The organism is Corynebacterium sp. HMSC27B11 (assembly GCF_001815985.1).
In the GTDB taxonomy this organism is placed as follows: Bacteria; Actinomycetota; Actinomycetes; order Mycobacteriales; family Mycobacteriaceae; genus Corynebacterium.
In genome coordinates this window covers 73,883-99,189 of the sequence record NZ_KV823564.1, presented here as the reverse complement: position 1 = coordinate 99,189, position 25,307 = coordinate 73,883, and the positions used below count along the sequence as shown (strand labels likewise).

20 protein-coding genes and 4 tRNA genes are annotated in these 25,307 nt (G+C 66.4%); 11 read left to right on the top strand and 13 right to left on the bottom strand.

Annotated features, from left to right (window positions below; all coding sequences use genetic code 11):
* A complete protein-coding gene (locus tag HMPREF3097_RS06760; protein WP_070761636.1) occupies positions 1–1,194 on the bottom strand; it encodes a Nif3-like dinuclear metal center hexameric protein in 1,194 nt (397 codons plus the stop codon).
* A gap of 259 nt (positions 1,195–1,453) precedes the next feature.
* Here HMPREF3097_RS06760 and HMPREF3097_RS06755 point away from each other — a divergent pair, with 259 nt between their 5' ends.
* Together HMPREF3097_RS06755 and HMPREF3097_RS06750 are read left to right on the top strand one after the other, a co-directional pair.
* Positions 1,454–2,107, top strand: a complete 654-nt coding sequence (locus tag HMPREF3097_RS06755) for an HAD hydrolase-like protein (protein WP_070761635.1) — start codon at positions 1,454–1,456, stop codon at positions 2,105–2,107.
* Positions 2,108–2,182: 75 nt separating this feature from the next.
* Complete coding sequence (locus tag HMPREF3097_RS06750; RefSeq protein WP_070761634.1) at positions 2,183–2,707, top strand: low molecular weight protein-tyrosine-phosphatase; 525 nt, start codon at positions 2,183–2,185, stop codon at positions 2,705–2,707.
* Positions 2,708–2,797: 90 nt separating this feature from the next.
* On the opposite strand, the gene HMPREF3097_RS06745 is transcribed toward HMPREF3097_RS06750, so the two are convergent.
* The 3 genes from HMPREF3097_RS06745 to HMPREF3097_RS06735 all read right to left on the bottom strand — a co-directional run bounded on the left by HMPREF3097_RS06745 (position 2,798) and on the right by HMPREF3097_RS06735 (position 4,717).
* On the bottom strand, positions 2,798–3,880 hold the full coding sequence (locus HMPREF3097_RS06745) for an SURF1 family cytochrome oxidase biogenesis protein (RefSeq protein WP_070761633.1): 1,083 nt from the start codon (positions 3,878–3,880) through the stop codon (positions 2,798–2,800).
* 266 nt (positions 3,881–4,146) lie between these two features.
* Positions 4,147–4,219 (bottom strand) — tRNA-Val (locus HMPREF3097_RS06740).
* A gap of 54 nt (positions 4,220–4,273) precedes the next feature.
* Positions 4,274–4,717 (bottom strand): DUF3052 domain-containing protein, encoded by a 444-nt coding sequence (locus HMPREF3097_RS06735; RefSeq protein WP_070761632.1) that lies wholly within the window; start codon positions 4,715–4,717, stop codon positions 4,274–4,276.
* A 280-nt stretch (positions 4,718–4,997) separates the two neighbouring features.
* On the opposite strand from HMPREF3097_RS06735, the gene aceE reads away from it, so the two are divergent.
* Genes aceE through HMPREF3097_RS06720 form a run of 3 tightly spaced genes read left to right on the top strand, consistent with a single transcriptional unit; the run spans position 4,998 to position 9,195 of the window.
* Entirely contained in the window at positions 4,998–7,826 is a 2,829-nt protein-coding gene (gene aceE / locus HMPREF3097_RS06730; protein ID WP_070761631.1) for a pyruvate dehydrogenase (acetyl-transferring), homodimeric type, read from the top strand.
* A gap of 36 nt (positions 7,827–7,862) precedes the next feature.
* Positions 7,863–8,270, top strand: a complete 408-nt coding sequence (locus tag HMPREF3097_RS06725) for an acyl carrier protein (protein ID WP_070761630.1) — start codon at positions 7,863–7,865, stop codon at positions 8,268–8,270.
* 43 nt (positions 8,271–8,313) lie between these two features.
* A complete protein-coding gene (locus HMPREF3097_RS06720; RefSeq protein WP_070761629.1) occupies positions 8,314–9,195 on the top strand; it encodes a serine hydrolase domain-containing protein in 882 nt (293 codons plus the stop codon).
* 152 nt (positions 9,196–9,347) lie between these two features.
* Here HMPREF3097_RS06720 and HMPREF3097_RS06715 read toward each other — a convergent pair whose 3' ends face one another.
* Complete coding sequence (locus HMPREF3097_RS06715) at positions 9,348–10,331, bottom strand: serine hydrolase (RefSeq protein ID WP_070761628.1); 984 nt, start codon at positions 10,329–10,331, stop codon at positions 9,348–9,350.
* On the bottom strand, positions 10,315–11,325 hold the full coding sequence (locus HMPREF3097_RS06710; protein WP_246821315.1) for a hypothetical protein: 1,011 nt from the start codon (positions 11,323–11,325) through the stop codon (positions 10,315–10,317). Before HMPREF3097_RS06710 ends, HMPREF3097_RS06715 begins: the two co-directional genes overlap by 17 nt.
* Positions 11,326–11,549: 224 nt before the next feature.
* Here HMPREF3097_RS06710 and HMPREF3097_RS06705 point away from each other — a divergent pair, with 224 nt between their 5' ends.
* Together HMPREF3097_RS06705 and HMPREF3097_RS06700 are read left to right on the top strand one after the other, a co-directional pair.
* Positions 11,550–12,293 (top strand): LppP/LprE family lipoprotein, encoded by a 744-nt coding sequence (locus HMPREF3097_RS06705; protein ID WP_070761646.1) that lies wholly within the window; start codon positions 11,550–11,552, stop codon positions 12,291–12,293.
* Positions 12,294–12,487: 194 nt separating this feature from the next.
* Positions 12,488–14,635, top strand: a complete 2,148-nt coding sequence (locus tag HMPREF3097_RS06700; protein ID WP_070761626.1) for a BCCT family transporter — start codon at positions 12,488–12,490, stop codon at positions 14,633–14,635.
* A gap of 91 nt (positions 14,636–14,726) precedes the next feature.
* Here HMPREF3097_RS06700 and HMPREF3097_RS06695 read toward each other — a convergent pair.
* Positions 14,727–14,798, bottom strand: a tRNA-Asn gene (locus HMPREF3097_RS06695).
* Positions 14,799–14,937: 139 nt separating this feature from the next.
* A tRNA-Asn gene (locus tag HMPREF3097_RS06690) sits at positions 14,938–15,009 on the bottom strand.
* A gap of 118 nt (positions 15,010–15,127) precedes the next feature.
* Here HMPREF3097_RS06690 and HMPREF3097_RS06685 point away from each other — a divergent pair.
* A tRNA-Ile gene (locus HMPREF3097_RS06685) sits at positions 15,128–15,201 on the top strand.
* Between the two features lie 110 nt (positions 15,202–15,311).
* On the opposite strand, the gene HMPREF3097_RS06680 is transcribed toward HMPREF3097_RS06685, so the two are convergent.
* The 4 genes from HMPREF3097_RS06680 to HMPREF3097_RS06665 form a co-directional block, all read right to left on the bottom strand.
* Positions 15,312–15,683 (bottom strand): metal-sensitive transcriptional regulator, encoded by a 372-nt coding sequence (locus HMPREF3097_RS06680; protein WP_070757682.1) that lies wholly within the window; start codon positions 15,681–15,683, stop codon positions 15,312–15,314.
* Between the two features lie 5 nt (positions 15,684–15,688).
* On the bottom strand, positions 15,689–18,130 hold the full coding sequence (locus tag HMPREF3097_RS06675) for a heavy metal translocating P-type ATPase (protein ID WP_246821314.1): 2,442 nt from the start codon (positions 18,128–18,130) through the stop codon (positions 15,689–15,691).
* A gap of 163 nt (positions 18,131–18,293) precedes the next feature.
* Complete coding sequence (locus HMPREF3097_RS06670) at positions 18,294–18,977, bottom strand: MBL fold metallo-hydrolase (protein ID WP_070761625.1); 684 nt, start codon at positions 18,975–18,977, stop codon at positions 18,294–18,296.
* 69 nt (positions 18,978–19,046) lie between these two features.
* Positions 19,047–20,147, bottom strand: coding sequence for an S-(hydroxymethyl)mycothiol dehydrogenase (locus HMPREF3097_RS06665; protein WP_070761624.1), 1,101 nt, complete (start codon positions 20,145–20,147; stop codon positions 19,047–19,049).
* A 295-nt stretch (positions 20,148–20,442) separates the two neighbouring features.
* On the opposite strand from HMPREF3097_RS06665, the gene HMPREF3097_RS06660 reads away from it, so the two are divergent.
* A complete protein-coding gene (locus tag HMPREF3097_RS06660; protein ID WP_070761644.1) occupies positions 20,443–20,772 on the top strand; it encodes a hypothetical protein in 330 nt (109 codons plus the stop codon).
* 104 nt (positions 20,773–20,876) lie between these two features.
* Here HMPREF3097_RS06660 and dnaG read toward each other — a convergent pair whose 3' ends face one another.
* Positions 20,877–22,889 (bottom strand): DNA primase, encoded by a 2,013-nt coding sequence (gene dnaG / locus HMPREF3097_RS06655; RefSeq protein ID WP_070761623.1) that lies wholly within the window; start codon positions 22,887–22,889, stop codon positions 20,877–20,879.
* A gap of 154 nt (positions 22,890–23,043) precedes the next feature.
* Here dnaG and HMPREF3097_RS06650 point away from each other — a divergent pair, with 154 nt between their 5' ends.
* Positions 23,044–24,771 (top strand): FAD-dependent oxidoreductase, encoded by a 1,728-nt coding sequence (locus HMPREF3097_RS06650; RefSeq protein ID WP_070761622.1) that lies wholly within the window; start codon positions 23,044–23,046, stop codon positions 24,769–24,771.
* Between the two features lie 29 nt (positions 24,772–24,800).
* On the top strand, positions 24,801–25,295 hold the full coding sequence (locus HMPREF3097_RS06645) for a guanyl-specific ribonuclease (RefSeq protein WP_070761621.1): 495 nt from the start codon (positions 24,801–24,803) through the stop codon (positions 25,293–25,295).
* The last annotated feature ends 12 nt before the right edge of the window (positions 25,296–25,307 follow it).

Here is a 25,307-nt window from a genome sequence, read left to right as displayed (position 1 = left end):
CTAGCGGCGCTGCTCGAAGCCGCCCGTGCTGGCCTCGTGCAGCGTCCACGGGTCCGTGCGCTGCTCCAGCACCTCGGTGTCCACGCCCAGCTTCTGGCCCACCAACGCGGCCGCCGCCGCGCACCACGGGTACTCGCTGGCCCAGTGCGCGGTATCGATCACCGGGCAACCCCCGGCGCGCAGGTGCTCGTCCACCGGGTGGTGGCGCAGATCGGAGGTGACGAAGCAGTCCACGTCCATGCGCGCGATGGTGCCCAGGAAGCTATCGCCCGCGCCACTTGCCACCGCGACCGTGTGGATCATCTTCTCCGGGTCGCCGGCCGCGCGCACGCCCCACACCGTCGATGGCAGCCGGTCAGCCACCCGCTGGGTGAACTGGCGCAGCGTCATCGGCTCGTCGAGCTCGCCGACCCGGCCGATGCCGAGGCCCTGCTCCCCCAGGTCCCCGGCGTGGCTCTCCACCACGTCATAGGCAACCTCCTCGTAGGGATGGGCGCGCAGCAGGGCTGCCCGCACCTTCTCCCGCAGGTGGGCTGGGGCGACGAACTCAACGCGCAGCTCGGCCACCCGCTCCAGCTCGCCGCGGGACCCGATGTGCGGACTGGCCGCGTCACCTGGGCGGAACTGCCCGGTGACGCGGAATTCGAAGGAGGCCTCCGAATAGTCCCCGTCCACGCCCGCGCCGGCGTCGAAAATTGCCTGCTTCACCGCCTCCGCGGAATCCACCGGAACCGTGAAACCCCACTTGTCGATCGGGTTCGGGATCGGACGCAACGGGCGACCCGCGCGAACCCCGAGCAGCTCCGCCAACACATCGTTGACACCAGGGCGCGCCGAGTCAGCGTTCGTGTGCGCGGCGAAGAGCGCGACCCGGTTGCGGATCAGCTTGTGCACGATCCGGCCCTTCGGGTGATCCGCCGGAACCCCGGTGACCCCGCGCAGCAGCAGCGGGTGGTGGACCACCAGCATGTCCGCGCCCGAGTCGATCGCGGCATCCACGACCTCATCGGTGCAGTCCAGCGCGAAGGCCACCTTGGCCACGGGCTCGGCGCGGTCCCCGCAGATCAGGCCGACCGCGTCCCAGGACTCCGCCAGCTTCGGCGGGTAGGCCTCCTCCAGGCAGGCGACAACCTGGCCCACCGTCAGCTGCGCAGCATCCGAGGTGGTCTGGGGGTTACTCGCGGTGGTCGTCACGCGGGATCACGCTCCTTGGTGGCTTGAGTGACCCGGGCCGGGCGGCCCGGAATTGTTTTCCACTGTATCCCGTCCGAACCCCCGCTGTATCCGGTCTACTCCCCCACCCGATCCACCCACCGCCCTACCGCGCCGGGACGTCCTCCCACCGCTCGCCCCGCACCAGGAACACCGAGCTGGCACAGTGCTTCCACCGAGCTGGCACAGCGGTCACGCTGCGATGGCACAGTGACCACACTGCAATGGCACAGTGGAGGGCATGAGAAAGATCCTGCTTATCGACGTCGACGGCACCCTCATCGACTCCTACCCCGGCATCCGCGCCTCCTTCATCCACGCGCTGAGCACCCACGGGTACGCCATCCCGGACGAGGATTTCCTCCGCGGGCTGCCCGGTCCCCCGATGCGGGACTCCATCGCCGCTGCAGGCGTGCCTGCTGAACAGGTCGACACAGTCATGGCCGATTACAGCGAGCACCAGTCCAACGGCGGCTGGCTGGATTCCGCCCTTTTCCCCGGCATCCCGGAACTGCTGTCCACCTGGCGGGAGGAGGGCCACATCCTGGCCACCGCGACGTCCAAGTCCTACTCCGGTGCCCTACGCGCACTGAAGCACTTCGGGCTGCTGGAGTACTTCGACTACCTCGGAACCGCCGAAGATGACGGCGGACCGCGACAGCACAAGCAGGACGTCGTCGCCTATGTGATGGGACTCATCAACGCCGACCACGAAACGGAGCCCTCCCAGTTCCTCATGATCGGCGACCGCAAACACGACGCGCAGGGTGCTACGAGCCAGGGGATAGATTGCGTGCTGGTCAACTGGGGTTATGGTAGTCAGCAAGAGTTGGCCCAGGTCCCCCTGGTTGCCAACACCACGGAAGAACTCAAAAGCATCGTTGAGCAGCACTAAAGCTCGTGATACGGGCGGCGAGAATCCGCCGCCCAGAGCACGCAGCCCACGAACCGAGAAGCACCAAAGGAAGCTATGCCTGACCCTGACGCGGCCAAGCCCCTATCCCTCATCACCGTCGTGTGCACCGGCAACATCTGCCGCTCCCCGATGGGAGAAATCATGCTGGCGGACGCGCTCGCGAAGAGCGACGATCCCCGCCTGCACAACATCACCGTCAGCTCCTGCGGCCTGGGCGATTGGCACGTCGGGGATGGCGCGGACCCGCGGGCAGTCAAACAGCTGGCCGATCAGGGCTACGACGGCTCCGAGCACGTCGCCGCGACCTTCGGCCCGGAACACGAGGCCGCGGATATCTTCCTCGCGATGGATAAGGGGCACGTCACGGGACTGAAGCGCCAGGGCGTAGACCCGCAGAAGATCCACCTCTACCGAGCCTTCGACCCCGCGAGCGTGACCGTGGATCGCCCACACCCCGAGGTCGCGGACCCCTACTACGGCACTGAAGCGGATTTCGCGAGCGCCGCCGAGGAAATCGAGGCCGCCGTGCCGGGCATCATCGAGTTCATCGAGTCGATCCTCGACGAGCAGGAGAACTAGCGGGGCTTCAGGACGCCGCGGCAGTCGCGGTGGGCTAGAAACGCTCGCCGTCTCCCGGCTGATTCCAGCCGAAGCCGCGGCGCTGTGTAGTTAGAAACGCTCGCCGTCTCCCGGCTGGCTCCAGCCGAAGCCGCGGCGTTTGGCCGCCTTGCCGTAACGGGCGGCCATCGCGTCCTCTTGGCGTTGTGCCTCCTGGCGCTGTGTCTCCCGCGACGGTTCGGTGAAGACGTCCCCCGCTGCCGCACCAGCGTCCATAGCCTGCTCGGTGCCAGCACCCTCAGCACCGACTGCCGCCTTCTCCCCCTCGCTCGGGGATGCGTCCGCAGCAGCGCCCGCCGTGGCCAGCTGCTCGTTTTCCAGCTGCTCGCGGCGGCGCTCCTTGATCTCCGACCAGATGAACCACCCCAGCAGGATCGGGGCGATGATGCCGAAGGCGATCCACTGAATGCCATAGGAAAGATACGGCCCAGACTCGATCTTGGGCAGCGGAATCGGGTGCGGTGCGACCCCTGCGTCCCCGGCGCGATCAGTGATGGCCTCGGTGGACTGCTCGTCGAGCTGCACGTAATCGTGCGCCAGCGTCAGGCCCATCGCCGCGCCGATCTGCTCGGCGTTCACGCTGGTGGTCTGCTTAGCACCCTCCGCGTGGATCACCCCGCGGTCGTTCTTGCCCTCCCCCAAGCGGACGTAGCCGGTCAGCTCCATCTCCGTGCCTGGGGCCTTCGCGATCAGCTCCGGGCGATTATCCCCGCTCTCCGCAGGCACCCACCCGCGGTTGACCAGCACCGTGGCGCCATCCGTGGTCTTGAATGGCGTGATGACCTGGTAGGCGGGCGCGGACTCCACAGGACGGTTGCGCAGCAGCACCTCCTGCTGCGGCAGCAGCTTTCCCTGCAGGCTGACGTGGCGCCACTCCTGGGCCTCCTCCACCGGCTTCGCAGGCTCGGTCGGCAGCACCTCCGAGACGGGCACGGGGGCCTGCTCCATCGCGGCCTTGAGCCGGTCGTTGAACTCCGTGCGCTTGGTGTTCTTCCCCAGCTGCCAGGGCGCCAAGGTGTTGAAGGCGAAGTAGGTGAACAACAGCACGAAGACAGCCGAGAGGATCCAGCCCGGCGTCAAAAAAGCCCGAAAGCCGCGCTTCGGCTCCTGGCCGCGCTGTGGATCGACCGCCATCGTTCATTCCTCCCATTGGGCCTGCCTGCTGCCGGCAAAGACCCGGCTAGCAAAGGACTCGCTTTACGAGAAACAACTCTAGCCCGCCCTCCCCGGCGCTCAAGAACCCGCGGACGCCGCGCCACTGCGGCCAATACACAGATTCCCCCGAGGATCTCCCGACGACACTGTGGCTTTCCAGGCTTTCACCCCACGCAACAGCGTCACATGTGCGTGAAATAAAAAGAAACCCTCGCGAACCTACTGCTCGCAAGGGTTTGACTCGGTGCGCTCTGACGGGTTCGAACCGCCGACCTACTGGGTGTAAACCAGTTGCTCTTCCAGCTGAGCTAAGAGCGCGCAACAGCTAGAGAGATTAGCCCAGCCGTCCCGGCGGGGCAAATACGTCCAGGGTTAACGCTTCGCGCCGCGCGCGACCAGGCACGCAGCCTGCCAGTCGCCCAGACGCTCCGAACCGGTCTGGACCATGCCACCCAGCTGCGCGGACTCCGCGACCTCGCCCGGCTGAATAGAGTTCTCCAGGCCTGGTGCCGGGGTCAGCACCCAGACGCGACCGTCCTCACTCAAGGAACGGTTGGCGTCCATCAGCCCGTCGACCAGGTCGCCGTCCTCCTCGCGCCACCACAACAGCACCACGTCAACGAGCTCGTCGGTATCCGGGCCCAGCAATTCCTCGCCGATTGCGTCCTCGAGGGCCTCACTGATCGAGGAATCGCAGTCCTCATCCCAGCCGAGCTCCTGAATGATCGTGCCGCTGGAAACCTCCAGCAGCTCTGCGCAATTCAGTCCCTCCGAGCCTTTCTCGTCGCGGACTGGGGCGCTGGGAGTGTTACCCACTGTTGTGAAAAACCTTTCTGGTGTAGCTCAAGACCAGCTCCTTGCTGATCATCTAATGTGACCCAAGCTAACACAGCAGACCTTAAGCTGAGACACATTTTTCAGGTTTCTTCCCAGTCGCCGGCCCCGCCTCAGCAATAAAGCGTCACCGCGTACCCCCCCGCGCCGTGCCGCACACCGCGCCAGCCACCGGTTAGTCCACGCATCACACCCTCCCACCACCGACCCCGAATACGTAGGCTGGGGAGGAAGAACAACCCCTTAAGCGAGGAGGCACGCCATGGCCAACAAGCCGCACCCAGACTCCGAGGACCGTCGCACACCCAGCGCCGGGAAGGACACCCACTTCGGCAACATCCGCGACGGGGTGGCGTCCTACCTCGTCGACAGCGACCCGGAGGAAACCCAGGAGTGGATGGACTCCCTGGACGGGCTGCTCGACAACGCCGGCCCGGACCGCGGCCGCTACCTCATGCTCCGCCTCCTCGAGCGCGCCACCGCCAAGCGTGTGCCCTTGCCGCCGCTGACCTCCACCGACTACGTCAACACCATCCCCACCACCATGGAGCCGGAATTCCCCGGTGATGAGGAGATGGAGAAGCGCTACCGCCGCTGGACCCGCTGGAACGCGGCGATCATGGTGCACCGCGCCCAGCGCTCCGGCATCGGGGTGGGCGGACACATCTCCACCTACGCCTCCGCCGCACCCCTCTACGAGGTCGGGCTGAACCACTTCTTCCGCGGCAAGGACCACCCCGGCGGCGGCGACCACATCTTCTTCCAGGGCCACGCCTCCCCCGGCATGTACGCCCGCGCCTACCTCGAGGGCCGCCTCAGCGAAGAGCAGCTGGACGCCTTCCGCCAGGAAGCCTCCAAGCCAGAGGTCGGGCTGCCCTCCTACCCGCACCCGCACGGCATGCCCGAGTTCTGGGAATTCCCCACCGTCTCCATGGGACTGGGCCCGCTCAACGCGATCTACCAGGCACGCTTCAACCGCTACCTGCACGACCGCGGCCTGAAGGACACCTCCGAACAGCACGTCTGGGCCTTCCTCGGCGACGGCGAAATGGACGAGCCGGAATCCCGCGGCGCGATCCAGATGGCCGCGCTGCACAACCTGGACAACCTCACCTTCGTCGTGAACTGCAACCTCCAGCGCCTCGACGGGCCAGTCCGCGGCAATACGAAGATCATCCAGGAGCTGGAGAGCTTCTTCCGCGGTGCCGGCTGGAACGTCATCAAGGTCATCTGGGGCCGTGAGTGGGACGAACTGCTCGAAAAGGACCAGGACGGCGCGCTCGTGGACGTCATGAACAACACCACGGACGGTGACTACCAGACCTTCAAGGCCAACGACGGCGCCTACGTCCGTGAGCACTTCTTCAACCGCGACCCCCGCACCAAGAAGCTCGTCGAGGACATGAGCGACGAGGAGATCTGGGCGCTGCCCCGCGGCGGCCATGATTACCGCAAGATCTACGCCGCCTACGCCCGCGCGATGGAGACGAAGGACCAGCCGACCGTCATCCTCGCGCACACGATTAAGGGCTACGGCCTGGGCCACAACTTCGAGGGCCGCAACGCCACCCACCAGATGAAGAGCCTCAGCCTCGAGGACCTGAAGCAGTTCCGCACCAAGCAGGACATCCCCATCAGCGACGAAACGCTGGAGAAGGACCCCGAGCTGCCGCCGTACTACCACCCCGGCGCGGACGCCCCGGAGATCGAGTACATGCTGAACCGCCGCAAGGAGCTCGGCGGCTTCCTGCCGGAGCGCCGCCAGCGCTTCGAGCCGCTCGCCGTGCCCGAGGTGGAGACCATGCGCAGCGCACTGAAGGGCTCCGGCAAGCAGAAGGTCGCCACCACCATGGCGCTGGTGCGCATCGTGCGTGACTTCATGCGCGACGAGACCATGGCCGAGCGCCTGGTGCCGATCATCCCGGACGAGGCACGCACCTTCGGGCTGGATTCGTGGTTCCCGACGCTGAAGATCTACAACACCCACGGGCAGAACTACACCCCGGTGGACCACGACCTGATGCTGAGCTACCGGGAGGCCAAGGACGGCCAGATCCTCCACGAAGGCATCACCGAGGCCGGTTCCGTGGGCAGCTTCATCGCCGCCGGCAGCAGCTACGCCACCCACGGCAAGGCCATGATCCCGCTGTACATCTTCTACTCGATGTTCGGCTTCCAGCGCACCGGGGACTCCATCTGGGCGGCTGCCGACCAGATGAGCCGCGGTTTCCTAATCGGCGCAACCGCCGGGCGCACCACCCTGACCGGCGAGGGGCTGCAGCACATGGACGGCCACTCCCCTGTTCTGGCGACCACCAACCCGGCCGTCGTGACCTACGACCCGGCGTTCGCCTACGAGATCGCCCACATCCTGCGCGACGGCGTGCAGCGCATGTACGGCGAAGGCTCCGGCCCGGACGGCAACGGCCAGGGTGAGGACGTCATCTACTACCTCACCGTCTACAACGAGCCGATGCACCAGCCTGCCCAGCCAGAGAACCTGGACGTCGAGGGGCTGCTCAAGGGCATCTACCTGTGGAGCCCGGCGGAGAAGCTGGTCGGCATCGACGAGGGCATCACCGGGGACGCGGGCGAGGCCGAGGAACTGGAGCACACCGCGAATATCCTCGCCTCCGGTGTGGGCATGGGCCAGGCCATCCGCGCAAAGCAGATGCTCGCCGAGTACGGGGTCAACACCAATATCTTCTCCGTGACCAGCTGGAACGAGCTGGCTCGCGACGGCCAGGAGGCCGGGCTGGAGGAGCTGCGCAACCCGGGCGAGGAGCCGCGCACTCCGTATATCCAGCAGGTGCTGGAGGGCTACGACGGCCCGTTCATCGCGGTCAGCGACTTCGCTACCGCGCTGCACGAGCAGGTGCGCCGCTGGGTGCCGGGTGATTTCATCAACCTGGGTGCCGATGGCTTTGGTTTCTCCGATACCCGCGCCGCCGCCCGCCGGTACTTCAACATCGACGCCGAGTCCATCGTGGTTGCTACTTTGCTCAGCTTGGCTCGTGAGGGGAAGATTGATCGGAAGATCGCCATCAAGGCCGCCGAGGACCTGAACGTCGGCAACCCGACGAAGGCTTAAGGTTCAGGAAGTTTAGGACGTTCAGGAAGGTAAGCAATGCCCGAGAATTCTTCTGCCGCCCCGCAATCCGGCCTCTCCGAGGACGCGAAGGCCAAGCTCGCCGCGGCCCTCGGCGGCTCGGTCGGCGCGGCTGGTGAGGAACCCGCCGCGAAGGCTTCGGGGTCCACTGCGAAGGCTAAGGCCGCGGAGGCTCCCGCCGAGGAGGCCGGGGTGGCTGCCGGGCTGGCCCGCATCATCGAGGCTGCCTCTGGCCTGCCCCTGGAGGAGATCACCCCGAACGCCCGGATCGAGGAGGACCTCGCGATCGATTCGCTCTCGCGGATCGACATCATCACCCAGGCCGAGGATAAGTTCGGGGTGCGCATCGACGAGATGGACCTGCAAGCCAGCATGACGGTGAAGGAATTCGCCGAGCTCATCGAGGCCCGGCAGGCGGACAACTAGACGGCGATGGGACAGCACCGAGAAAGGACATTTGCGAGTAAGCATGACTGATTCCGCAATCACGGATGTGCTCAACCAGGTCGCGGACTGGCCGGTGAACAACGTGGCGGCCGCGGCCATCACGCTCGGGGGTGGGGACGACGCCGACGGCACGGGAGGCGAGGCTGACGTCGTTACCCACGGCGACATGGAGCACGTCTTCCAGCTGGCCAGCGTCTCGAAGCTCATCACCGCCTACGCCACCCTAATGGCCGTCGAGGAGGGCGCCTTCGAGCTGGATGACAAGGTTCCGGCCGAGCTGGTGCCCTCCTTCGAGGAGCCCCCGACTGTTCGCGAGCTGCTCTCCCACGCCTCCGGCATCGAATTCCGGAAGCACCGGCAGATGCGCCCGGCGCACACCCGGCGCATCTACTCCTCGGCGGGCTACGAGGTGCTGGCCAGCTTCATCGAGCAGGCCACCGAGATGTCCTTCGCGGAGTACGTGAGGCTTGGCATTTGCGAGCCGTTGGGCATCGAGATCACCGTCGAGGGCTCCGCTGGCCACGGCTTCAGCGCCTCGGCGTCCGCGGTGACCACCCTGACCGAGGAGTTCCTGCGCCCGAAGCTGCTCGCAGGGCAGACCGTGGCCGAGGCACTGACTGTACAGTTCCCCGACCTGGTGGGCGTGGTGCCTGGCTACGGGCGCCAGACCCCGTGCCCGTGGGGCCTGGGTTTTGAGATTCACGGGGAGAAGCACCCCCACTGGATGGGCGAGAACATGCCCGCCACGGTGGCTGGGCACTTCGGGCAGTCCGGCACCTTCCTGTGGTTCGCCCCGGACCAGGGGCTGGCCGCGGTGGTGCTCACCGACGAGCCTTTCGGCGACTGGTCCAAGGACCGCTGGCCGGAGTTCAACGCCCAGCTGTGGGAGGCGATGGCCGACTAGGCCTGCCCGGGCATTCGTGGCTGGCGTCGCTTGAACCCACCCGTTCCGGGGGCTGGGCGTCGCTTGGGTCCGGTCCTCCCGGGGGGCTGGGGCCCGGCAACTCCCAGGAGGCGCGGGCCCGGCGGCTCAACTTCGGCGATTAAGCCCCGCGGTTACACCCCAGCGCTGAGCTTCTGTGCGATCGCGTTGAGCACCTGCTGGCCGGTCTCGTAAGACCCGTCTGCAGCGCGCACGGCGATCGCGATCGGCACCACAGCGTCCGCTGCGGCGGCGCTGCCGTCCCCAGCCCCGCCGCCGGCAAACGCACCTGCCGGCACCACGCCGAACTGGCGGACCAAATAGCCCCCGGTTTCGTCCGGCCCCCAACCGCCCTTGAAGGCGGCCCCCGACAGCTGACCGATGCCATAGGCGTGCCCCGGCATGATCTGCCCCATCAGCCGGTAGACCTCACCGGCGGCCGGGTCCTGGCCCGCTGCCTCCGCCAGGCCGGCAGCGAAGGCAGCCTGCTGCGCCAGCGTCCACCGGGTCTGCCCATAGGCGCTGAAGCCCGGGCGGGTGACGGTCGGCTGCACCGAAACCTCCTGGCCGCTGTACTCGCGGATCACCGCCGCGACCTTTTCGGCCGCAGCAGCCCCACCGCCGAGCGAGGCCCACAGCTGCTCCGCCGCGGCGTTATCCGAGGACTGGATGGCCCGGGCGGCGGCGGAGTTATCCCGTCCCCCGGAGCGCAGCGCGGCGATAGCTAGCGGCACCTTGATCGTCGACCACGCTGGCTCGGACTCGCCCCGCAGCGCGCCGGCCTGCACGGCCCCGGCACCGCTGCCGAGGCTCACGCCAACCTGAGCACCAAAGCGTGTCGAGACCTCCCGGACGATCGCATCGAGTGTCGCCTGGCCGATGGGTGCTCCCTCTGCGGTCTCTTCCCCCGTCGGTCGTGGCCCGCGCCGCCCCGCATCCCGGTCCGGTTCTGCCCCACGCGTGGGCTTGGGCCCCACGGCCTCGCGGGAGCCGGTCTGCGCCACGGTCGATTCCTCCTCTTCCCGGTGGTCGGTGGGAATGGTGCAGGACGCCAACCCCAGGCCGGTGGCCAGGACGGTTCCCGCGATCGCCGCGCGCCGGTTAAGCGATGTAGACATTGGCGTCGTTTCCGCCGGTGCAGTGCACGTACTCGCCGTTATCGCGGCAGCTCATGGTGTAGCTGGTGCCCGTGACATCGCTGTATGCCTCGACCACGTGGTTGAACTCGTCCTCGTCGCCGTCCAGGTAGGCGTCCACGTAGGCATCGCGCACAGCAAGGGCGAAGCTATCGCTGGTCGGGCCGGACTTCCAGACGCTGTTCAGGTCGCCGCCCGGGTTCGAGCCCCGCGCCGAGCTGTTCACCGGGGTCGCATACCCCGGAAGGCGTGGGTTCTTCGGACGGGAGTCGGCCTCATCGTCGGCATCCTCGTCATCGTCCTCGCGGTTGGTGTCCTTGTCGTCGCGATCGGCATCTGCGTCCTCCTCCTCGGAACCGCGGGCATCCGTAGCCTCGGTCGAGCTCACGGTGGTTTGGTCCGAGCTCTTCCCTTCGCCTGGCTTGCCGGTGAACCAGAATGCCGCGAAGGCCACGGCTGCCAGCAGAGCCAGAACCAGCAGCACAATGATCAGGATGTTGCGCCCGTTGGACTTCTCCTCCGGCTGCTCCTGATAGCCCTGGTTGTCATAACCCTGGCCCTGCCACTGGCCGCTCGGGCCCGCGTAGCCCTGCTCCGGGTATCCCTGGTTGCCGTAGTTCGGCCCACCGTTTCCCTGGTTGTTATAGCCCTGGGCGCCGTAGCCCTGCCCCTGCCACTGGCCGCTCTGCCCCTGGCCACCATAAGGGTTCTGCTGCGCCCACTGCTGGGATGCGCCGGCGTCATAGCCCGCGCCAGCCTGTCCCCACTGGCCGGAGCCTTGCGATCCCCACTGGCCGGCGCCTTGCTGGGCCGACGGGCCGACGCCCGGCTGGGCCCAGGGATTGGCGCCCTGTTGGCTCGATCCATCGGCAGTTGGGGTGTCACCTGGGCGACGGTACTGCGGTGGCTGCGGGCCCGAGGCGTCCCCGCCCTCGGCGCCGGGGTCATCAGAGTGGTGATTCTGTGGCTTCGTCATGCCCCTAAAGTTAGCGCACCCGGCAGACAACACCATGCATCCGAGCGCCCTGACATACCCGCGCCACACCCCCGGCCGTTACACTGGCATTCACAACAGCCCACCCCGCGCGTTCAGCACCGTGCGATCAGCATTGTGAGATCAGAACTGCGTGATCAACCCCGTGAGATTAACGCCGTGTGGTCAACGCCGCTGCACAGCAGGCCCAGAGGAAGGAGACGATCGTGGCCCACCCAGCACCCGCCCGATCCCGGTCCCGCCAACTGCTTTTCCTGGCGGGTGCCCTCCCCCTACTCGCCACCGCGACCGCCTGCGGCTCGGGGGAAGAAGAACCCACCGGGCAAACCTCCGCAAACTCCTCGAGTGCTCAGCCCACGACGACGAGCAGCGGCGCCGAACCCACCACGTCAAGCAGCGACGCCGCCCCCAACCCCACCACGGCCAGCGATACCGACCAGGCAGCCGGGGGCACGCCGGAGCCGGCGGCGTCGCCCCACAACAGCGCGCCACAACCCGACCGCAGCAACGCAGCGGCACACACCCCCGGAACGCCGGCCCCGAGCGCGCCGGACTACAACTGCCGCAACCGCAGCGCCCCACCGCTGAACAACACCACCATCCCGATGGCTGGCGGCGGCAGCTTCCACTACACGCTGAAGGCGAACCGCTATAACCCCTGCAAGACGCTGTCCTGGATCCACATCGCCGGCGAGCACAACGGGCCGAAGGAGGCCGTGCTGCTCTATCACAACGGCAACCCGGTGAACTCCCCACAACCGCGGCTGATCACCGCCGTCACCGGAATTCAGCGCCTCGGGGACGGCGCCGTCCAGGTCACCTACCGCACCGCGCAGGGCGCGACCGGCTCCGTCACGACCCGGGCGACCAGCAATGGCGTCCAGGAGGAATCCACCCTCCCGCCAAGTGTGGACAGCAGCGCGCCGCGACTGGCCGGGGCTCATAGCTAGCCACTTCGCCCGCGCCACGCACCCGGCTGCGGCATGGTTCAAGCATCCGGCGCAGCCCCATAACCGGTCGACAATCCAGAACCGGTTCATAACCGGCGTTTCGGGGACGCCAGCCCCCGCCTTCACTACACTGAACGCATTTATACCGAAATCACTACACATTTCAGCGAGCAAGTGTGAGGAAGGGCCCCACCATGTCAGACAAACCCCAAGGGCTGCCGCCCGAACAGGCAGCCGCAGAGCGGCGTAAGGAAGCAGCTGCAGTCGGCGCGCAGCGAGCTGCCGAGCGTGCCCACCAGGAACGTGCCCACCGCCGCGAAACCCAGGCCGCGATGACCAGGCGCGCCCGCACCGCCCTGGCGAAGGCCTCCAGCGGTGAGCGCTCCATCCACCCGGCCCTGATTCCGGGCATCGACGTCGAAAACACCGACGCGGAGTTCAAAACCAACAAGCCGGTCTTCGCCGTGGCGCTCCTCGCCGCGGTCGGCGTGCTGGCATGGGCGATCATCGCACCCGAAAACCTCGCCGAGACCGGCGGGGCGATGCGCGAGTGGGTGGTCGTGCACTTCGGCTGGATGTTCACCACGATCATGATCGCCGCCCTGGTGTTCCTGCTGGTCGTGGGTCTAGGCCCAACGGGCAAGATTCGGCTCGGAGCGGATGATTCCGAGCCCGAGTTCTCCACCTTCGCCTGGATTTCCATGCTCTTTGCCGCGGGCCTGGGCATCGGCCTGATCTTCTACGGCCCGATGGAGCCACTGACGCACTTCCTCAACCCGCCACCGTTTGCTGGCGTGGAAGCGGGGGCGCAGGACGCCGTGTTCCCAGCGCTGACCGCCGCGATCCTCCACCAGGCTTCCCTGCCGTGGGTGGTCTACGCGCTGGTCGGCGGGTCGCTAGCCTATGCCGCCTTTCGCCGTGGGCGCCTGCCGCTGATCTCCTCGCTCTTCGAGCCGCTAATCACCGACCCGAATAACCGGGTCACGGGCAGGATCATCGACATCTTCGCCGTGCTGGTCACCCTCTTTGGCACCGCGACCTCCCTGGGTATCGGCGCTCTGCAGATCCGCACGGGCACCTCGATCATCACCGGCAAGCCCCTGGAGGGCGACGGCGTGGTGGTGGCGATCATCTCCATCCTCACCGTGGTCTTCATCATCTCGGCGACCTCGGGGGTCAAGCGCGGCATCCGCATCCTGTCGAATACGAACATGGGTCTGGTCATCGCTCTGGGCCTATTTGTGCTGATCACCGGACCGACGCTGTTCATCTTCGACCTGCTGCCGGTCACCGTGCTGCAGCTGTTCCACAACTTCATCGACATGATGTCCACCAACCCCTCTGAGGGGCCGGTGGAGCAGGAATACGTCACGGCCTACACCATGCTCTTCTGGGCCTGGTGGATCTCCTGGTCACCGTTCGTGGGCATGTTCATCGCGAAGATCTCCAAGGGCCGTACCCTGCGCCAGTTCGTCACCGTGGTGCTGCTTGTCCCATCGGGCCTGTCTATCGTCTGGTTCGTCGTCTTCGGCGGCAGTACCATCTGGCACAGCCTCAACGGCGACCCGATAGAGATCAAGGGCTCGGGCGAGAACGTCATGTTCGATCTCATCGACAAGCTGCCGTTCTCCGGCTTCGTGAGCATCATCGGACTGGTAGCGATCATCATCTTCTTCAACACGGCCGCGGACTCCGCGACGAACGTGATGGGTTCGATGTCCCAGAGCGGTCGGCCGGTCCCATCCCTGCCGGTAACGATCGTCTGGGGGACCGCCCTGGGTTCGGTCGCCCTGTTCCTGCTTCTCGCCGGTGGCGACGATGCCCTCTCCGGCCTGCAGTCCATCATGGTGTCCTGTGCTCTGCCGTTCGCGGTAATCCTCATCGGCGTGATGGTCGCGTGGGCGAAGGACCTGCACAATGACCCGGTGATGCTGCGGCGTCGTTTCGCCGTGGAGGCGATCGACCGGGGCGTGCGCCGGGGCCTGGACGAACACGATGGCCACTTCATCTTCGGCGCCACCCAGGTGCCGGAGGGCCAGGGTGCTGCTGAAGCCGTGGACGTGGAGGACGAGTCCTTCCACACCTGGTACACCGACAATGCCTCGGAGGACTACATCGTCCACAAGCTGGAAGAGAAGGCCGGCGCACAGATCGAGCGGGAAGAGTTCGAGCAGGCCGTCGCTGACGCTGAGGCCCGGGCCGAGGCAGAGGCGGAGATCGCCAACGATGCCCGAGCGATGGAGGCGTACTGGACTGAACGTGTCTCCGGATCTAATTCTGATTCGGACGCGGAGGAACACTCCAAGGAAGACGCAGACAGCGAAGACGATAGTTCCCGCTAGCTCCGGTTAGCGCGGTGGCGCGTACCCCTCCCAGCATGCGCCCCGGCTGTGGAAAGAAATATGGCCCAGGCTTTAAAGCCTGGGCCTTTTGCTCCCCCAGCTGGATTCGAACCAGCAACCACTCGATTAACAGTCGAGTGCTCTGCCATTGAGCTATGGGGGAATGCTCAGGAGGAAGCTTACTAAGGCTTAACCCGTCCACCAAATCTTGGCACCACCCCCCAGCCCGGTACTGGGAACAGGTTCACAGGTCGGTAGAAAAGAAGAAAACCCAGGGCTTTGGACCCTGGGTTGTGGTGTTGCTCCCCCAGCTGGATTCGAACCAGCAACCACTCGATTAACAGTCGAGTGCTCTGCCATTGAGCTATGGGGGAATATGCCATCTTGGCAACGAATAGACACTCTACCCAGCAAGCCTATAAGCACCAAATCAGCAGGTCAGACCCGGAATATCGGCTTTAAGGCTACGGTATGGTTCAATGACCTGGTGGCGGGACCATAGCTCAGTCGGTTAGAGCCGCGAACTCATAATTCGCTGGTCGCGGGTTCGAGCCCCGCTGGTCCCACAAAGAATCATTCGCCGCCCGACGCGGGGCGGCTCCCCGGCGGGCCGGCAGCTTGGAAAGAGCACCAGCCCCGCCGGGGTTTTCGTACCCTTCACCCCGGCCTTAGGCAGTTAGCGAGTGAAGCGCGCGATCGCCTGCGACACTTCCTCCAGCTTCTCCTCCACCGCCTGATCCGAGGTGCGGGCGGCCTGCACCACGCAGTGCGCCATGTGCTCCTCCAGCAGCACCAGCCCCACCCCCTTGAGTGCGGACTGCAGTGCCGCGATCTGGGTGAGCACGTCGATGCAGTACTCCTCCTCGGCGACCATCCGCTGCACACCGCGCACCTGGCCTTCGATGCGCTTCAGCCGCGCGATCAGCTTGGCCCGGTCGCCGTGGCCGCTGAGCGGCTTCTCGCTGTGATCAACCTTGCCATTGGCCGCGGGCTCGCCGTGCTGTGGCGCGTGGCAGTCGCTCTTGGTTGCTGGCTTCGGATTATCCATGGTGACTACTTCTCCTCAACCTCAGGCTGGATGGACTTGAAGCCACGCAGTCGCAGGCTGTTCGAGACCACGAACACACTGGACAGTGCCATGGCCGCACCCGCCAGCATCGGGTTCAGCAGGCCGAAGGCGGCCAGCGGGATCGCCGCGACGTTATAGGCGAAGGCCCAGAACAGGTTCATCTTGATGGTGCGCAGGGTCTTGCGCGACAGGCGGATGGAGTCCACCACCGCGCTCATCTCGGCGCGCACGAGCGTGATGTCCGCGGCCTCGATAGCCACGTCCGTCCCCGTGCCCATGGCGATACCGAGGTCCGCCTGGGCCAGCGCGGCGGCATCGTTGACGCCATCGCCAACCATCGCCACGCGCTTGCCTTCGGCCTGCAGATCCTTGACCGCAGTGACCTTATCGGCGGGCATCACGCCCGCCCGCACGTTGTCGGGGTTAATCCCCACGAGGCCAGCGACCTCACGTGCGACCTGCTCGTTGTCACCGGTGACCAGCATCGGTTCCAGGCCCAGCTCCTTAAGCTGAGCAATGGCCTCCGCGCTGTCCGGCTTCACCGCATCCTCGACGGCGACCGCACCAGCCAGCTGACCGGCGACGAGCACCGGAACCACGGTGCCGCCCAGCCGGCTGCGCTCGACGATCTCGGCGCCAACGGTGGTGCCGTCGGAGGTCTCGAAGCCGCGTCCGACCTGAACGGTCACACCGTCGACGGTGGCGGTCACGCCGCGACCCGGGGCGGACTCGAAGTCCTCCGCTTCGGGCAGTTCGCCGCCGATCTCCGTGCGGGCACGCTCGGCGATCGCCTGGGCGATCGGGTGCTCGGAGTGATTCTCCACCGCACCGGCGATGCGCCACAGGTCCGCCTCGCTGAACCCGGCCTTGCCGGAACCATCCGCGATCGAGTCCGCAGCCGGCGCGAGCCAGGCCTCGGTAGCCGTCATCTCGCCGGTCGTGATGGTGCCGGTTTTATCCAGAATGATGGCATCCACGCCACGGGTCTGCTCCAGGGTCTCCGGCCCGCGGATCAGCACGCCCATCGATGCACCCCGGCCCGTACCGACCAATAGGGCGGTCGGGGTGGCAAGGCCCAGCGCACACGGGCAGGCGATGATCAGCACTGCCACGGCCGAGGCCATCGCGGCACCCACATCACCCGTGATCAGGAGCCAGGCGACCAACGTGATGACTGCAAGGGCGATGACCACCGGCACGAACACCGCGGACACCCGGTCGGCCAGCCGCTGCACATCGGCCTTGCCGGATTGCGCCTGCTCCACCAGCTTGGCCATCTGCGCCAGCTGGGTATCGGAGCCCACACGGGTGGCCTCAACGATCAGTCGGCCCGATGCGTTGACGGTCGCGCCCGTCACCCCATCACCCGGGGCGACCTCCACCGGCACGGATTCGCCGGTCAGCATGGACTCGTCCACTGCGGAGCTTCCTGCCACCACTCGCCCGTCCGTGGCGATCTTTTCGCCCGGGCGCACCACAAAGTACATACCCTCAGCCAGCTGGCCGATCGGGATGCGGCGCTCGTTGCCACCCTGGGCGTCATCGACGACGGCAACATCCTTTGCACCCAGCTCACTCAGCGCACGCAGCGCCTCGCCAGCACGATGCTTCGCGCGCTTCTCGTAGTAGCGCCCCGCAAGGACGAACATGATCACGCCCGCGGCGACCTCGAGGTAGATATCCCCCATCGGGTCGCTGTGGGTATTAAACAGGCTCCAGGTGTGGCTCATCCCGGGCTCGCCGGCGCTGCCGAAGAATAGCGCGACCAGCGACCACAGGAAGGCCGCCCCCGTGCCCACCGTGATCAGGGTGTCCATCGTCACCGCGCCGTGCTTGATGTTCAGCCAGGTGGCGCGGTGGAACGGGTAGCCCGCCCACACGATCACGGGCGCGGCCAGCGTCAGCGAGAGCCACTGCCAGTTCGTGAACTGCAGGTTCGGAATCATGGCCAGCACGATCACCGGGATCGCCAGCCACAGGGACCCGATCAGGCGGTTGCGCAGGCCCTCCAGCTCACGCTCTGCCGCCTGCTCCGCCGAGGTTTGGGACGTCGGTTCGGCCCCAGGCTGGGCCGCGTCCGCCGCCCCTTGTTCGCCGGCCCCGCCCTGCGGGTCACCGGCAGCCGGGCGGGAAGCCAGCGGCTGCGAGAGCTGGGCCTCGTAGCCCATGTCCGCGATGATCTCCCGGATCTGCTCATCCGTCACTGCCTCGGCGGCGCCGTCCTGCTCGACGTGCGCTTTCTCCGTGGCGTAGTTGACGGAGGCGGTCACCCCGTCCAGCTTGTTGAGTTTGCGCTCGATCCGGTTCGCGCACGAAGCGCAGGTCATGCCAGTGATCTGGTAGTCCAGGTCGAGAACTGGCTGGGCTGCCCCGATGGCGCCCACCTCGGTGGCCGAGCTGTCTTGGTGTTGAGACAAGTTTTCCATCCCCTTTCCACCACCGACCCTATACCCCCTGGGGGTATGAGGCAAGGGGTTCCGCAGTGGCACGGTAAAACGCAAAAAGACACACCAAAGACGAGGAAAAGGGGCCGCGGGAAGAATCCCCACCGCCCCTCGACCGAGACCCCTAAGGCCCCGATCCAGCGCACTAGTAGCCGCGCTTAATCCACTCGTCCAGGTGCGGGGCCTCGTCCCCGATGGTGGTGGAATCGCCGTGGCCGGTGAGCACCTTCGTCTCCGCCGGCAGCGTCAGCAGCTTCGTCTTGATCGACTCGATGATCGTGTCGAAGTCCGAGAAAGACCGCCCCGTCGCACCCGGACCACCGTTGAACAGCGTGTCGCCGGAGAACAGCACGTCCGCGTCCGGCACGTAGAACACGCAGCAGCCCGGCGAGTGACCCGGGGTGTTCATCGTCTTGAGCTCCACACCGGCAACCTCGAAGACGTCGCCGTCGGCCAGTTCCTTCGGCTCCAAGTCCGGGTAGCTCTGGTCCCAGAGCACGCGGTCCGCCGGGTGGACGTAGATGTCCGCGCCGAAGATCTGGGAAAGCTCCGGCGCCACAGTGATGTGGTCATTGTGCGCGTGGGTGCACAGGATGGCCTTGACCTCGCGGCCGTCGACCGCCTCCTGGATCGGGTCCAGCTCGTGGGCGGCGTCGATGATGTAGCACTCCTTATCATCGCCGATGACCCAGATGTTGTTCTCCACGTCCCACTCGCCGCCATCCAGGGCGAAGGTGCCGTTGGTGATCACGCGGGTCACCCGCAGCTTCTCGCCCGCGCCAGAGAGCTGACCTGGGGAAATGATGTCCTTAATCGCGTTATCGCTCATGATTCTTCTCCTTCATTGGGGTGCCAGTACTCCGGCAACTCAGCGCCGCGAACCCCGCAGCGAGGGGTTTTAAGAAAACTCCACCACGGAGCGCATGACCTCGCCGCCCCGCATCTTCTCGAAAGCGGCCTCCACGTCCGCGATGCCGATGCGCTCGTCGACGAAGCGGTCGAGCGGGAAACGGCCCTGGCGGTAGAGGTCGATATAGGTCGGGAAGTCTCGCTCCGGCAGGCAGTCGCCGTACCAGCTGGACTTCAGGGCGCCACCGCGGGAGAACACGTCCAGGAACGGCAGCTCCAGCGTCATCTCCGGGGTCGGCACGCCTACCAGCACCACGCGGCCAGCCAGGTCGCGGATGTAGAAGGCCTGCTTGAAGGTCTCCGGGACTCCCACCGCGTCCACGGCGACGTCCACGCCGAAACCGCCGGTGAGCTCCTGAACCTTTTCCACCAGCTCGTCGGTGGTGAGGCCGCGGGAGTTGATGGTGTGGGTCGCGCCGAATTCTTCCTTCGCGCGCGTGAGCTTGTCCTCGGAGATGTCGATCGCGATGATCGTGCTGGCTCCGGCGACCTCGGCACCAGCGACGGCGGCCATGCCCACGCCACCCAGGCCGATGACGGCGATGGACTCGCCGCGCTGGATCTCACCGGTATTCACCGCAGCGCCCAGGCCTGCCATCACGCCACAGCCCATCAGACCCGCAGCCGCCGGGTCCGCCTCCGGATCCACCTTGGTGCACTGACGCTCATGGACCAGGGTCTTCTCCGCGAATGCACCAATGCCCAGGGCGGGCTCCAGCTCGGTGCCGTCGGTCAGCGTCATCTTCTTCGAGGCGTTGAAGGTATCGAAGCAGTACTGTGGCTGGCCCTTCTTGCAGGCACGGCATTCGCCGCACACCGCGCGCCAGTTCAGGACCACATAATCGCCGACGGCGACGTGGGTGACGTCCTCACCAATCTCCGCAACCACGCCCGCGGCCTCGTGGCCCAGCAGGAAGGGGTAATCGTCCGTAATGCCGCCGTCGCGGTACGCGAGGTCGGTGTGGCACACACCGCAGGCCTGCACCTGCACAACCACATCATTCGCGCCCGGGGCGGGGATCTGAATATCCACCAGCTCCACCGGGTCGCCCTTGCCGCGCGAGACAACTGCCTTAACGCTCTGTGTCATGCTTTCCTCCTGCTGTATCTACGTTTCTGGCGCCACCGCTGCCACGTTCCGTCATTTTTAGGACGTCAAACCCGCAGCGTGGCGCTGACTTGCACTTTCCATGGTGGCATAAGTTCCGCGGGTGCGCCCAGGGGGCTGCTGCGCGGGTAGTATGTGGGCCCCTCGCACTCGGGCGAAGCTGATTCCCGCGGCGGGGTTATGACGTAGACTAGGCTTTCACAGCTCCACCGCCGCCGACGAACATCCGGGCAGGCGGTGGCCGAGTGCACACCACGTTTGGGAGGGCTTGAACTTCATGATCCAGTTCGTTGTCGGGGCCGCAGCCGGCTATCTGATGGGAACCAAGGCCGGGCGTCGCCGTTACGAGCAGATCCGGCGCGGCTATGAGACCGCGATCAACTCTGAGGTCGCCCAGTCCGCGCTGCGCGCCAGCCGCAAGGCCCTGGCCAATCGCCTGGACCCGGATCCGCGCATGCACGAGGTACGCGACTTGAACGCCAACACCCGCAGCTCGCTGGCCGATGGGCACAGCATCGTCGAGCCGGACGACGCCCACCCCAACGACCGTCCGCTGCGCGCGGACTCCGAATTCAAGCGCCCCCGCTTCCCCAAGAAGCCCCGCTAGGGCTCACCCCAACCCGCCTCTCGTCGGCTGCACCACCAGCGACGCTGACCCGCGTGCCGGGGTGCTCGGCATACCGCCCGCACAGTCCGTGAGTGGCGGGCAAACTAGTTTCCGAAGGTGAATTCCCCGTAAGCGTTGGCTCGCTCGTTGAGCGAGCGCCGGTACTTCTCCAGCGCGGTGAGGTCGGCGAAGGTGGCCATGTAGGCCTCCTTGTCCTCGTCCGGGCGCATGCGCTGCATCTGCGCGCGCAGCTCCGCAACCTCGTTGCTCACCCAGCGCTCCTGCATCCGGGCCATGATCGCCGAGGCGTAGTACGGCAGCCGCTCCTGCTGGACCTGCAGGTCCTCCACCGCGAGCTCCGAGACCACGGCCTGGCCCATCGCATCCGGCACGTTGTTGCTCACCGCGTCCAGCCACCCCGAACCGGACTTGGCCTGGGCGGCACCACCAGCCGCGGCCATCGCATTGACGATCGCGATATACGTCGGGTGCAGGAAACTCTCCGGCGGCATGAGGTCGAAGATCTGCCCCGCCAGCTCCGGCTCCTGCAGCCCCAGCTTTAGGACTTCGCGGATACCCAGCAACAACTCATCCTTCGGGTCCGGGCGCTCCATGCCCGCCACGACCCGCAGGTGACCGCCGGAATCCTCTCCGCCAGACACACCGCCCTGGTTCGCCGCGCCCGGACCTGCTGGAGCAGCACCCTCCGCGAGCCGTTCCCGGCGCGCCGCCCCGCGCTTGAGCTCCAGTTTCGGCTTCTCCGTCCGGCCGCGCCGGGCCTCCTCGCGCACCTGGGCCACGATGTCGTCCGGGTCGTCGAAACCCACCCAACCGGCGGCCTGGCGGGAGTACTCGTCGCGCAGGGCGTCGTCCTTAATCCCGGCGAGCACCGGGATGATCCGCCGCATCGCGTGGATACGGCCGTCCACGGCGGCGGTGTCGTAGCCCTCCAGCAGGGTGCGGATCACGAACTCGAACATGGGGATGCGGTTGGACACCAGCTCCCGCACCGCCTCGTCGCCGCGTTCCAGGCGGATGTCGCAGGGGTCCTGGCCGCCCGGCGCGACGGTGACGTAGCTGCGGCCGGTGAACTGCTGGTCGCCCTCGAAGGCACGCAGCGCGGCCTTCTGGCCGGCCTCGTCGCCGTCGAAGGTGTAGATGATCTCGCCGCGGAAGTAGCGGTCGTCCAGCATGAAGCGCCGCAGCATCGCCAGGTGCTCGGAGCCGAAAGCCGTGCCACAAGAGGCCACCGCGGTGTCCACTCCCGCGGCGTGCATGGCCATGACGTCTGTGTAGCCCTCCACCACCACGGCCTGGTGCTTCTCCGCGATGCTGCGCTTGGCCTGGTCGATACCGAAGAGCACCTTGGACTTCTTGTACAACAAGGTTTCCGGGGTGTTCATGTACTTGCCCAGCTTGTCGTCCTCGAACAACTTGCGGGCGCCGAAGCCGATCACATCGCCCGCCACCGAGCGAATCGGCCACAGCAGGCGGCGGTGGAAACGGTCGATTGGCCCCTTGGATCCCATGTGGGAGAGGCCGGCGGCCTCCAGCTCCTGGAACTCGAAGCCCTTGCGCAGCAGGTGCTTGGTGAGGGTGTCCCAGCCGGGCGGGGCGTAGCCGCAGCCGAACTGATCGGCGTGCTCCTTGGTGAAGCCACGGTCGATGAGGAACTGGCGGGCCACGTCCGCACCCTGGACGTCCGAGGCGAACTGCTCCCGGTAGAACTCGAAGGCCGCCTTATTCGCCGCGACCAGTCGCTGGCGGGTGCCGGGCTTCTCCCGCCTCCCCGGGCCGCCGCCCTCGTAGTTGATGCGGTAACCGATGCGCTCGGCGACCTGCTCCACGGCCTCCGGGAAGGTCAGGTGCTCCATCTTCATGAGGAAGCTGAACACGTCCCCGCCCTCGCCGGTAGAGAAGCAGTGGAAGTAGCCCTTGTTCGGGCGGACGTGGAAGGACGGGGTCTTCTCATCCTTGAACGGGCTTAATCCCTTCATGGAATCGACGCCGCCGGGCGTGAGCTGGACGTACTCCCCCACGATCTCCTCGATCGGCGTTGCCTCGCGAATCGCCTCGATGTCCCGCTCCGGGATCCTGCCCTTAGCCATAAGGGACATGCTAATACACCCGGCAGATACGGGATGCGGCCGAGCGGAACGCCCATTCGCCAGACAAAACCGGGCCAGCTTTTTAACATAGGTTCCCTGACATACTTATTTGCCACGATGTTTACCCATCGCGTGCACCACAGACCCGGGAAGGTAGGTCGCCATGACCGCAACCCACTACGACGTCCTCATCATCGGCTCCGGCTTCGGCGGCTCCGTCACCGCCCTACGCCTCGTCGAGAAGGGATACAAGGTCGGTGTCCTCGAGGCCGGCAAGCGCTACGCGGACAAGGACTTCGCGAAGAACTCCTGGCACCTCAAGCAGTTCCTCTGGGCGCCCGCGATCGGCTGCTACGGCATCCAGCGCATCCACCTGCTGCGCAACGTCATGATCCTCGCCGGCGCAGGCGTGGGCGGTGGTTCGCTGAACTACGCCAACACCCTCTACCAGCCCGAGGACGAGTATTTCCGCAATAAGCAGTGGGCGCACATCACCGACTGGAAGGACGAGCTGACCCCCTACTACGACCAGGCACGCCGCATGCTGGGTGTGGTCACCAACCCCACCATGACCCCGGCGGACAAGCTGTCGAAGCAGACTGCCGAGGAACTCGGGGTGGGCGATACCTTCCGCATGGCACCGGTGGGCGTATTCTTCGGCGAGAAGGTCGGGCTCGAAGGCCAGCCGAAGGAAACCGTGGACGACCCCTACTTCGGTGGCAAGGGCCCGCGGCGCACGGCCTGCCACGAGTGCGGCGAGTGCATGACCGGCTGCCGCCACGGGGCGAAGAACACCCTGCTGAAGAACTACCTCTACCTCGCCGAGAAGGGCGGGGCCGAGGTCCACCCGCTGACCACGGTCACCGACATCACCCGCAAGCCGAGCGGCGGCTGGAACGTGGATACGAAGGCCACGGGAGGCCTGCTGGGCAAGAAGAAGACCCGCCGCTTCACCGCGGACAAGGTCGTCGTCGCCGCGGGTGCCTGGGGCACCCAGAACCTCCTGCACCGGCAGAAGATCAACGGCAACCTACCGCAGCTGCCGGACTCCCTCGGCACGATGACCCGCACCAACTCCGAGGCCCTGCTCGGCGCGCAGTTCAAAAAGTACGACCCGGAGTGGGATTTCTCCGAGGGCGTGGCCATCACCTCCAGCTACTTCCCCGCCCCGGATACCCACATCGAACCAGTCCGCTACGGCAAGGGCTCGAACTCCATGGGCCTGCTGCAGACCCTCATGACCGACGGCGATAAGCTGCGCCCCCGTGTGCTCGAGTTCCTCCGCCAGCTGGTTCTCCAGTTCCGCCAGATCCCTCGCCTGCTGAACCTGCGCCGCTGGTCGCAGCGCACGGTGATCAACCTGGTGATGCAGTCCCGCGATAACTCGCTGACCACCTACCCGCGCACGCTCGGGAAGTTCACCTGGCTGACCTCCAAGCAAGGCACCGGCGAGCCGAACCCGAGCTGGATCCCGGAGGGGAACAAGGCCACCCGCATCCTGGCCTCCCTGCGCAAGGGTGGCCTGGCAGGAGGGGTGTGGTCCGAGGTGGTCGATATTCCGCTGACCGCCCACTTCCTCGGCGGTTGTTCAATCTCCAGCTCCCCGGACGATGGCGTGGTGGATCCCTACCACCGCGTGTGGGGGCTGCCGGACCTATTCGTGGTCGACGGCTCGTCCATGGCCGCCAACCCCGGCGTGAACCCCTCTCTGTCCATCACCGCCAACGCAGAGCGCGCCGCTGCGATGTGGCCGAACAAGGGCGAGGAGGACCCGCGGCCGGAGCAGTCCGAGGGCTATCAGCGCATCGAGGCCGTGGAGCCGGCCTCCCCGATGGTTCCTGCCACCGCCCCGGCCGCGCTGCGTCTGCCGATCACCCCGGTGGGCAACTAGCCCCACCCCGCCCGGTATAACTGGCTGTTATGGCGCAGAAGAACAACGGCCCTAAAGCGGGTAAGTACGGAACGGTCGGCGGCGTGGTCGTCGCCCTGGCGCTGGCCGGGGCGAGCCAACTCGGTCTCTTCGGCGATGACGATAACGCCGGCGGCGGCCAGGGTGGCAGCTCCCAGTCCTCCAACGCCGCCCAGCAGAACCCGGGCGCGGATAGCGCTGCTGATTCCGAGTGCGCGGTGGACACCCTGCCGGAGGAGGCCCGGGAGCAGATCGAGGACATTCTTACCGGCGCCCCCTCCGACGATGGCCCGCACGACGGCAAGCACTTCGGCAACTACGAGGGCCTCCTGCCGAAGGAGAAGTCCAGCTATTACCGCGAGTACACCGTCAAAACCCCGGGCCTGAACCACCGGGGCGAACGCCGCCTCGTCGTCGGTGGCGGCACGGTGACCGACCCTGACGTCTGGTACTACACCTCCGACCACTTCGAAAGCTTCTGCGAGATCCCCGACGCCGAGGATTAACGCGAAGAAAAT

What these genes read in the sequence shown, in the direction of transcription:
- dnaG (WP_070761623.1), bottom strand. Translation starts at nt 22,889, where the DNA reads ATGTCCCTTATGGCTAAGGGCAGGATCCCGGAGCGGGACATCGAGGCG.
- HMPREF3097_RS06670 (WP_070761625.1), bottom strand. Translation starts at nt 18,977, where the DNA reads ATGAGCGATAACGCGATTAAGGACATCATTTCCCCAGGTCAGCTCTCT.
- HMPREF3097_RS06720 (WP_070761629.1), top strand. Translation starts at nt 8,314, where the DNA reads ATGACTGATTCCGCAATCACGGATGTGCTCAACCAGGTCGCGGACTGG.
- HMPREF3097_RS06750 (WP_070761634.1), top strand. Translation starts at nt 2,183, where the DNA reads ATGCCTGACCCTGACGCGGCCAAGCCCCTATCCCTCATCACCGTCGTG.
- HMPREF3097_RS06715 (WP_070761628.1), bottom strand. Translation starts at nt 10,331, where the DNA reads ATGTCTACATCGCTTAACCGGCGCGCGGCGATCGCGGGAACCGTCCTG.
- HMPREF3097_RS06725 (WP_070761630.1), top strand. Translation starts at nt 7,863, where the DNA reads ATGCCCGAGAATTCTTCTGCCGCCCCGCAATCCGGCCTCTCCGAGGAC.
- HMPREF3097_RS06700 (WP_070761626.1), top strand. Translation starts at nt 12,488, where the DNA reads ATGTCAGACAAACCCCAAGGGCTGCCGCCCGAACAGGCAGCCGCAGAG.
- HMPREF3097_RS06660 (WP_070761644.1), top strand. Translation starts at nt 20,443, where the DNA reads ATGATCCAGTTCGTTGTCGGGGCCGCAGCCGGCTATCTGATGGGAACC.
- HMPREF3097_RS06710 (WP_246821315.1), bottom strand. Translation starts at nt 11,325, where the DNA reads ATGACGAAGCCACAGAATCACCACTCTGATGACCCCGGCGCCGAGGGC.
- HMPREF3097_RS06755 (WP_070761635.1), top strand. Translation starts at nt 1,454, where the DNA reads ATGAGAAAGATCCTGCTTATCGACGTCGACGGCACCCTCATCGACTCC.
- aceE (WP_070761631.1), top strand. Translation starts at nt 4,998, where the DNA reads ATGGCCAACAAGCCGCACCCAGACTCCGAGGACCGTCGCACACCCAGC.
- HMPREF3097_RS06680 (WP_070757682.1), bottom strand. Translation starts at nt 15,683, where the DNA reads ATGGATAATCCGAAGCCAGCAACCAAGAGCGACTGCCACGCGCCACAG.
- HMPREF3097_RS06665 (WP_070761624.1), bottom strand. Translation starts at nt 20,147, where the DNA reads ATGACACAGAGCGTTAAGGCAGTTGTCTCGCGCGGCAAGGGCGACCCG.
- HMPREF3097_RS06650 (WP_070761622.1), top strand. Translation starts at nt 23,044, where the DNA reads ATGACCGCAACCCACTACGACGTCCTCATCATCGGCTCCGGCTTCGGC.
- HMPREF3097_RS06675 (WP_246821314.1), bottom strand. Translation starts at nt 18,130, where the DNA reads ATGGAAAACTTGTCTCAACACCAAGACAGCTCGGCCACCGAGGTGGGC.
- HMPREF3097_RS06645 (WP_070761621.1), top strand. Translation starts at nt 24,801, where the DNA reads ATGGCGCAGAAGAACAACGGCCCTAAAGCGGGTAAGTACGGAACGGTC.
- HMPREF3097_RS06745 (WP_070761633.1), bottom strand. Translation starts at nt 3,880, where the DNA reads ATGGCGGTCGATCCACAGCGCGGCCAGGAGCCGAAGCGCGGCTTTCGG.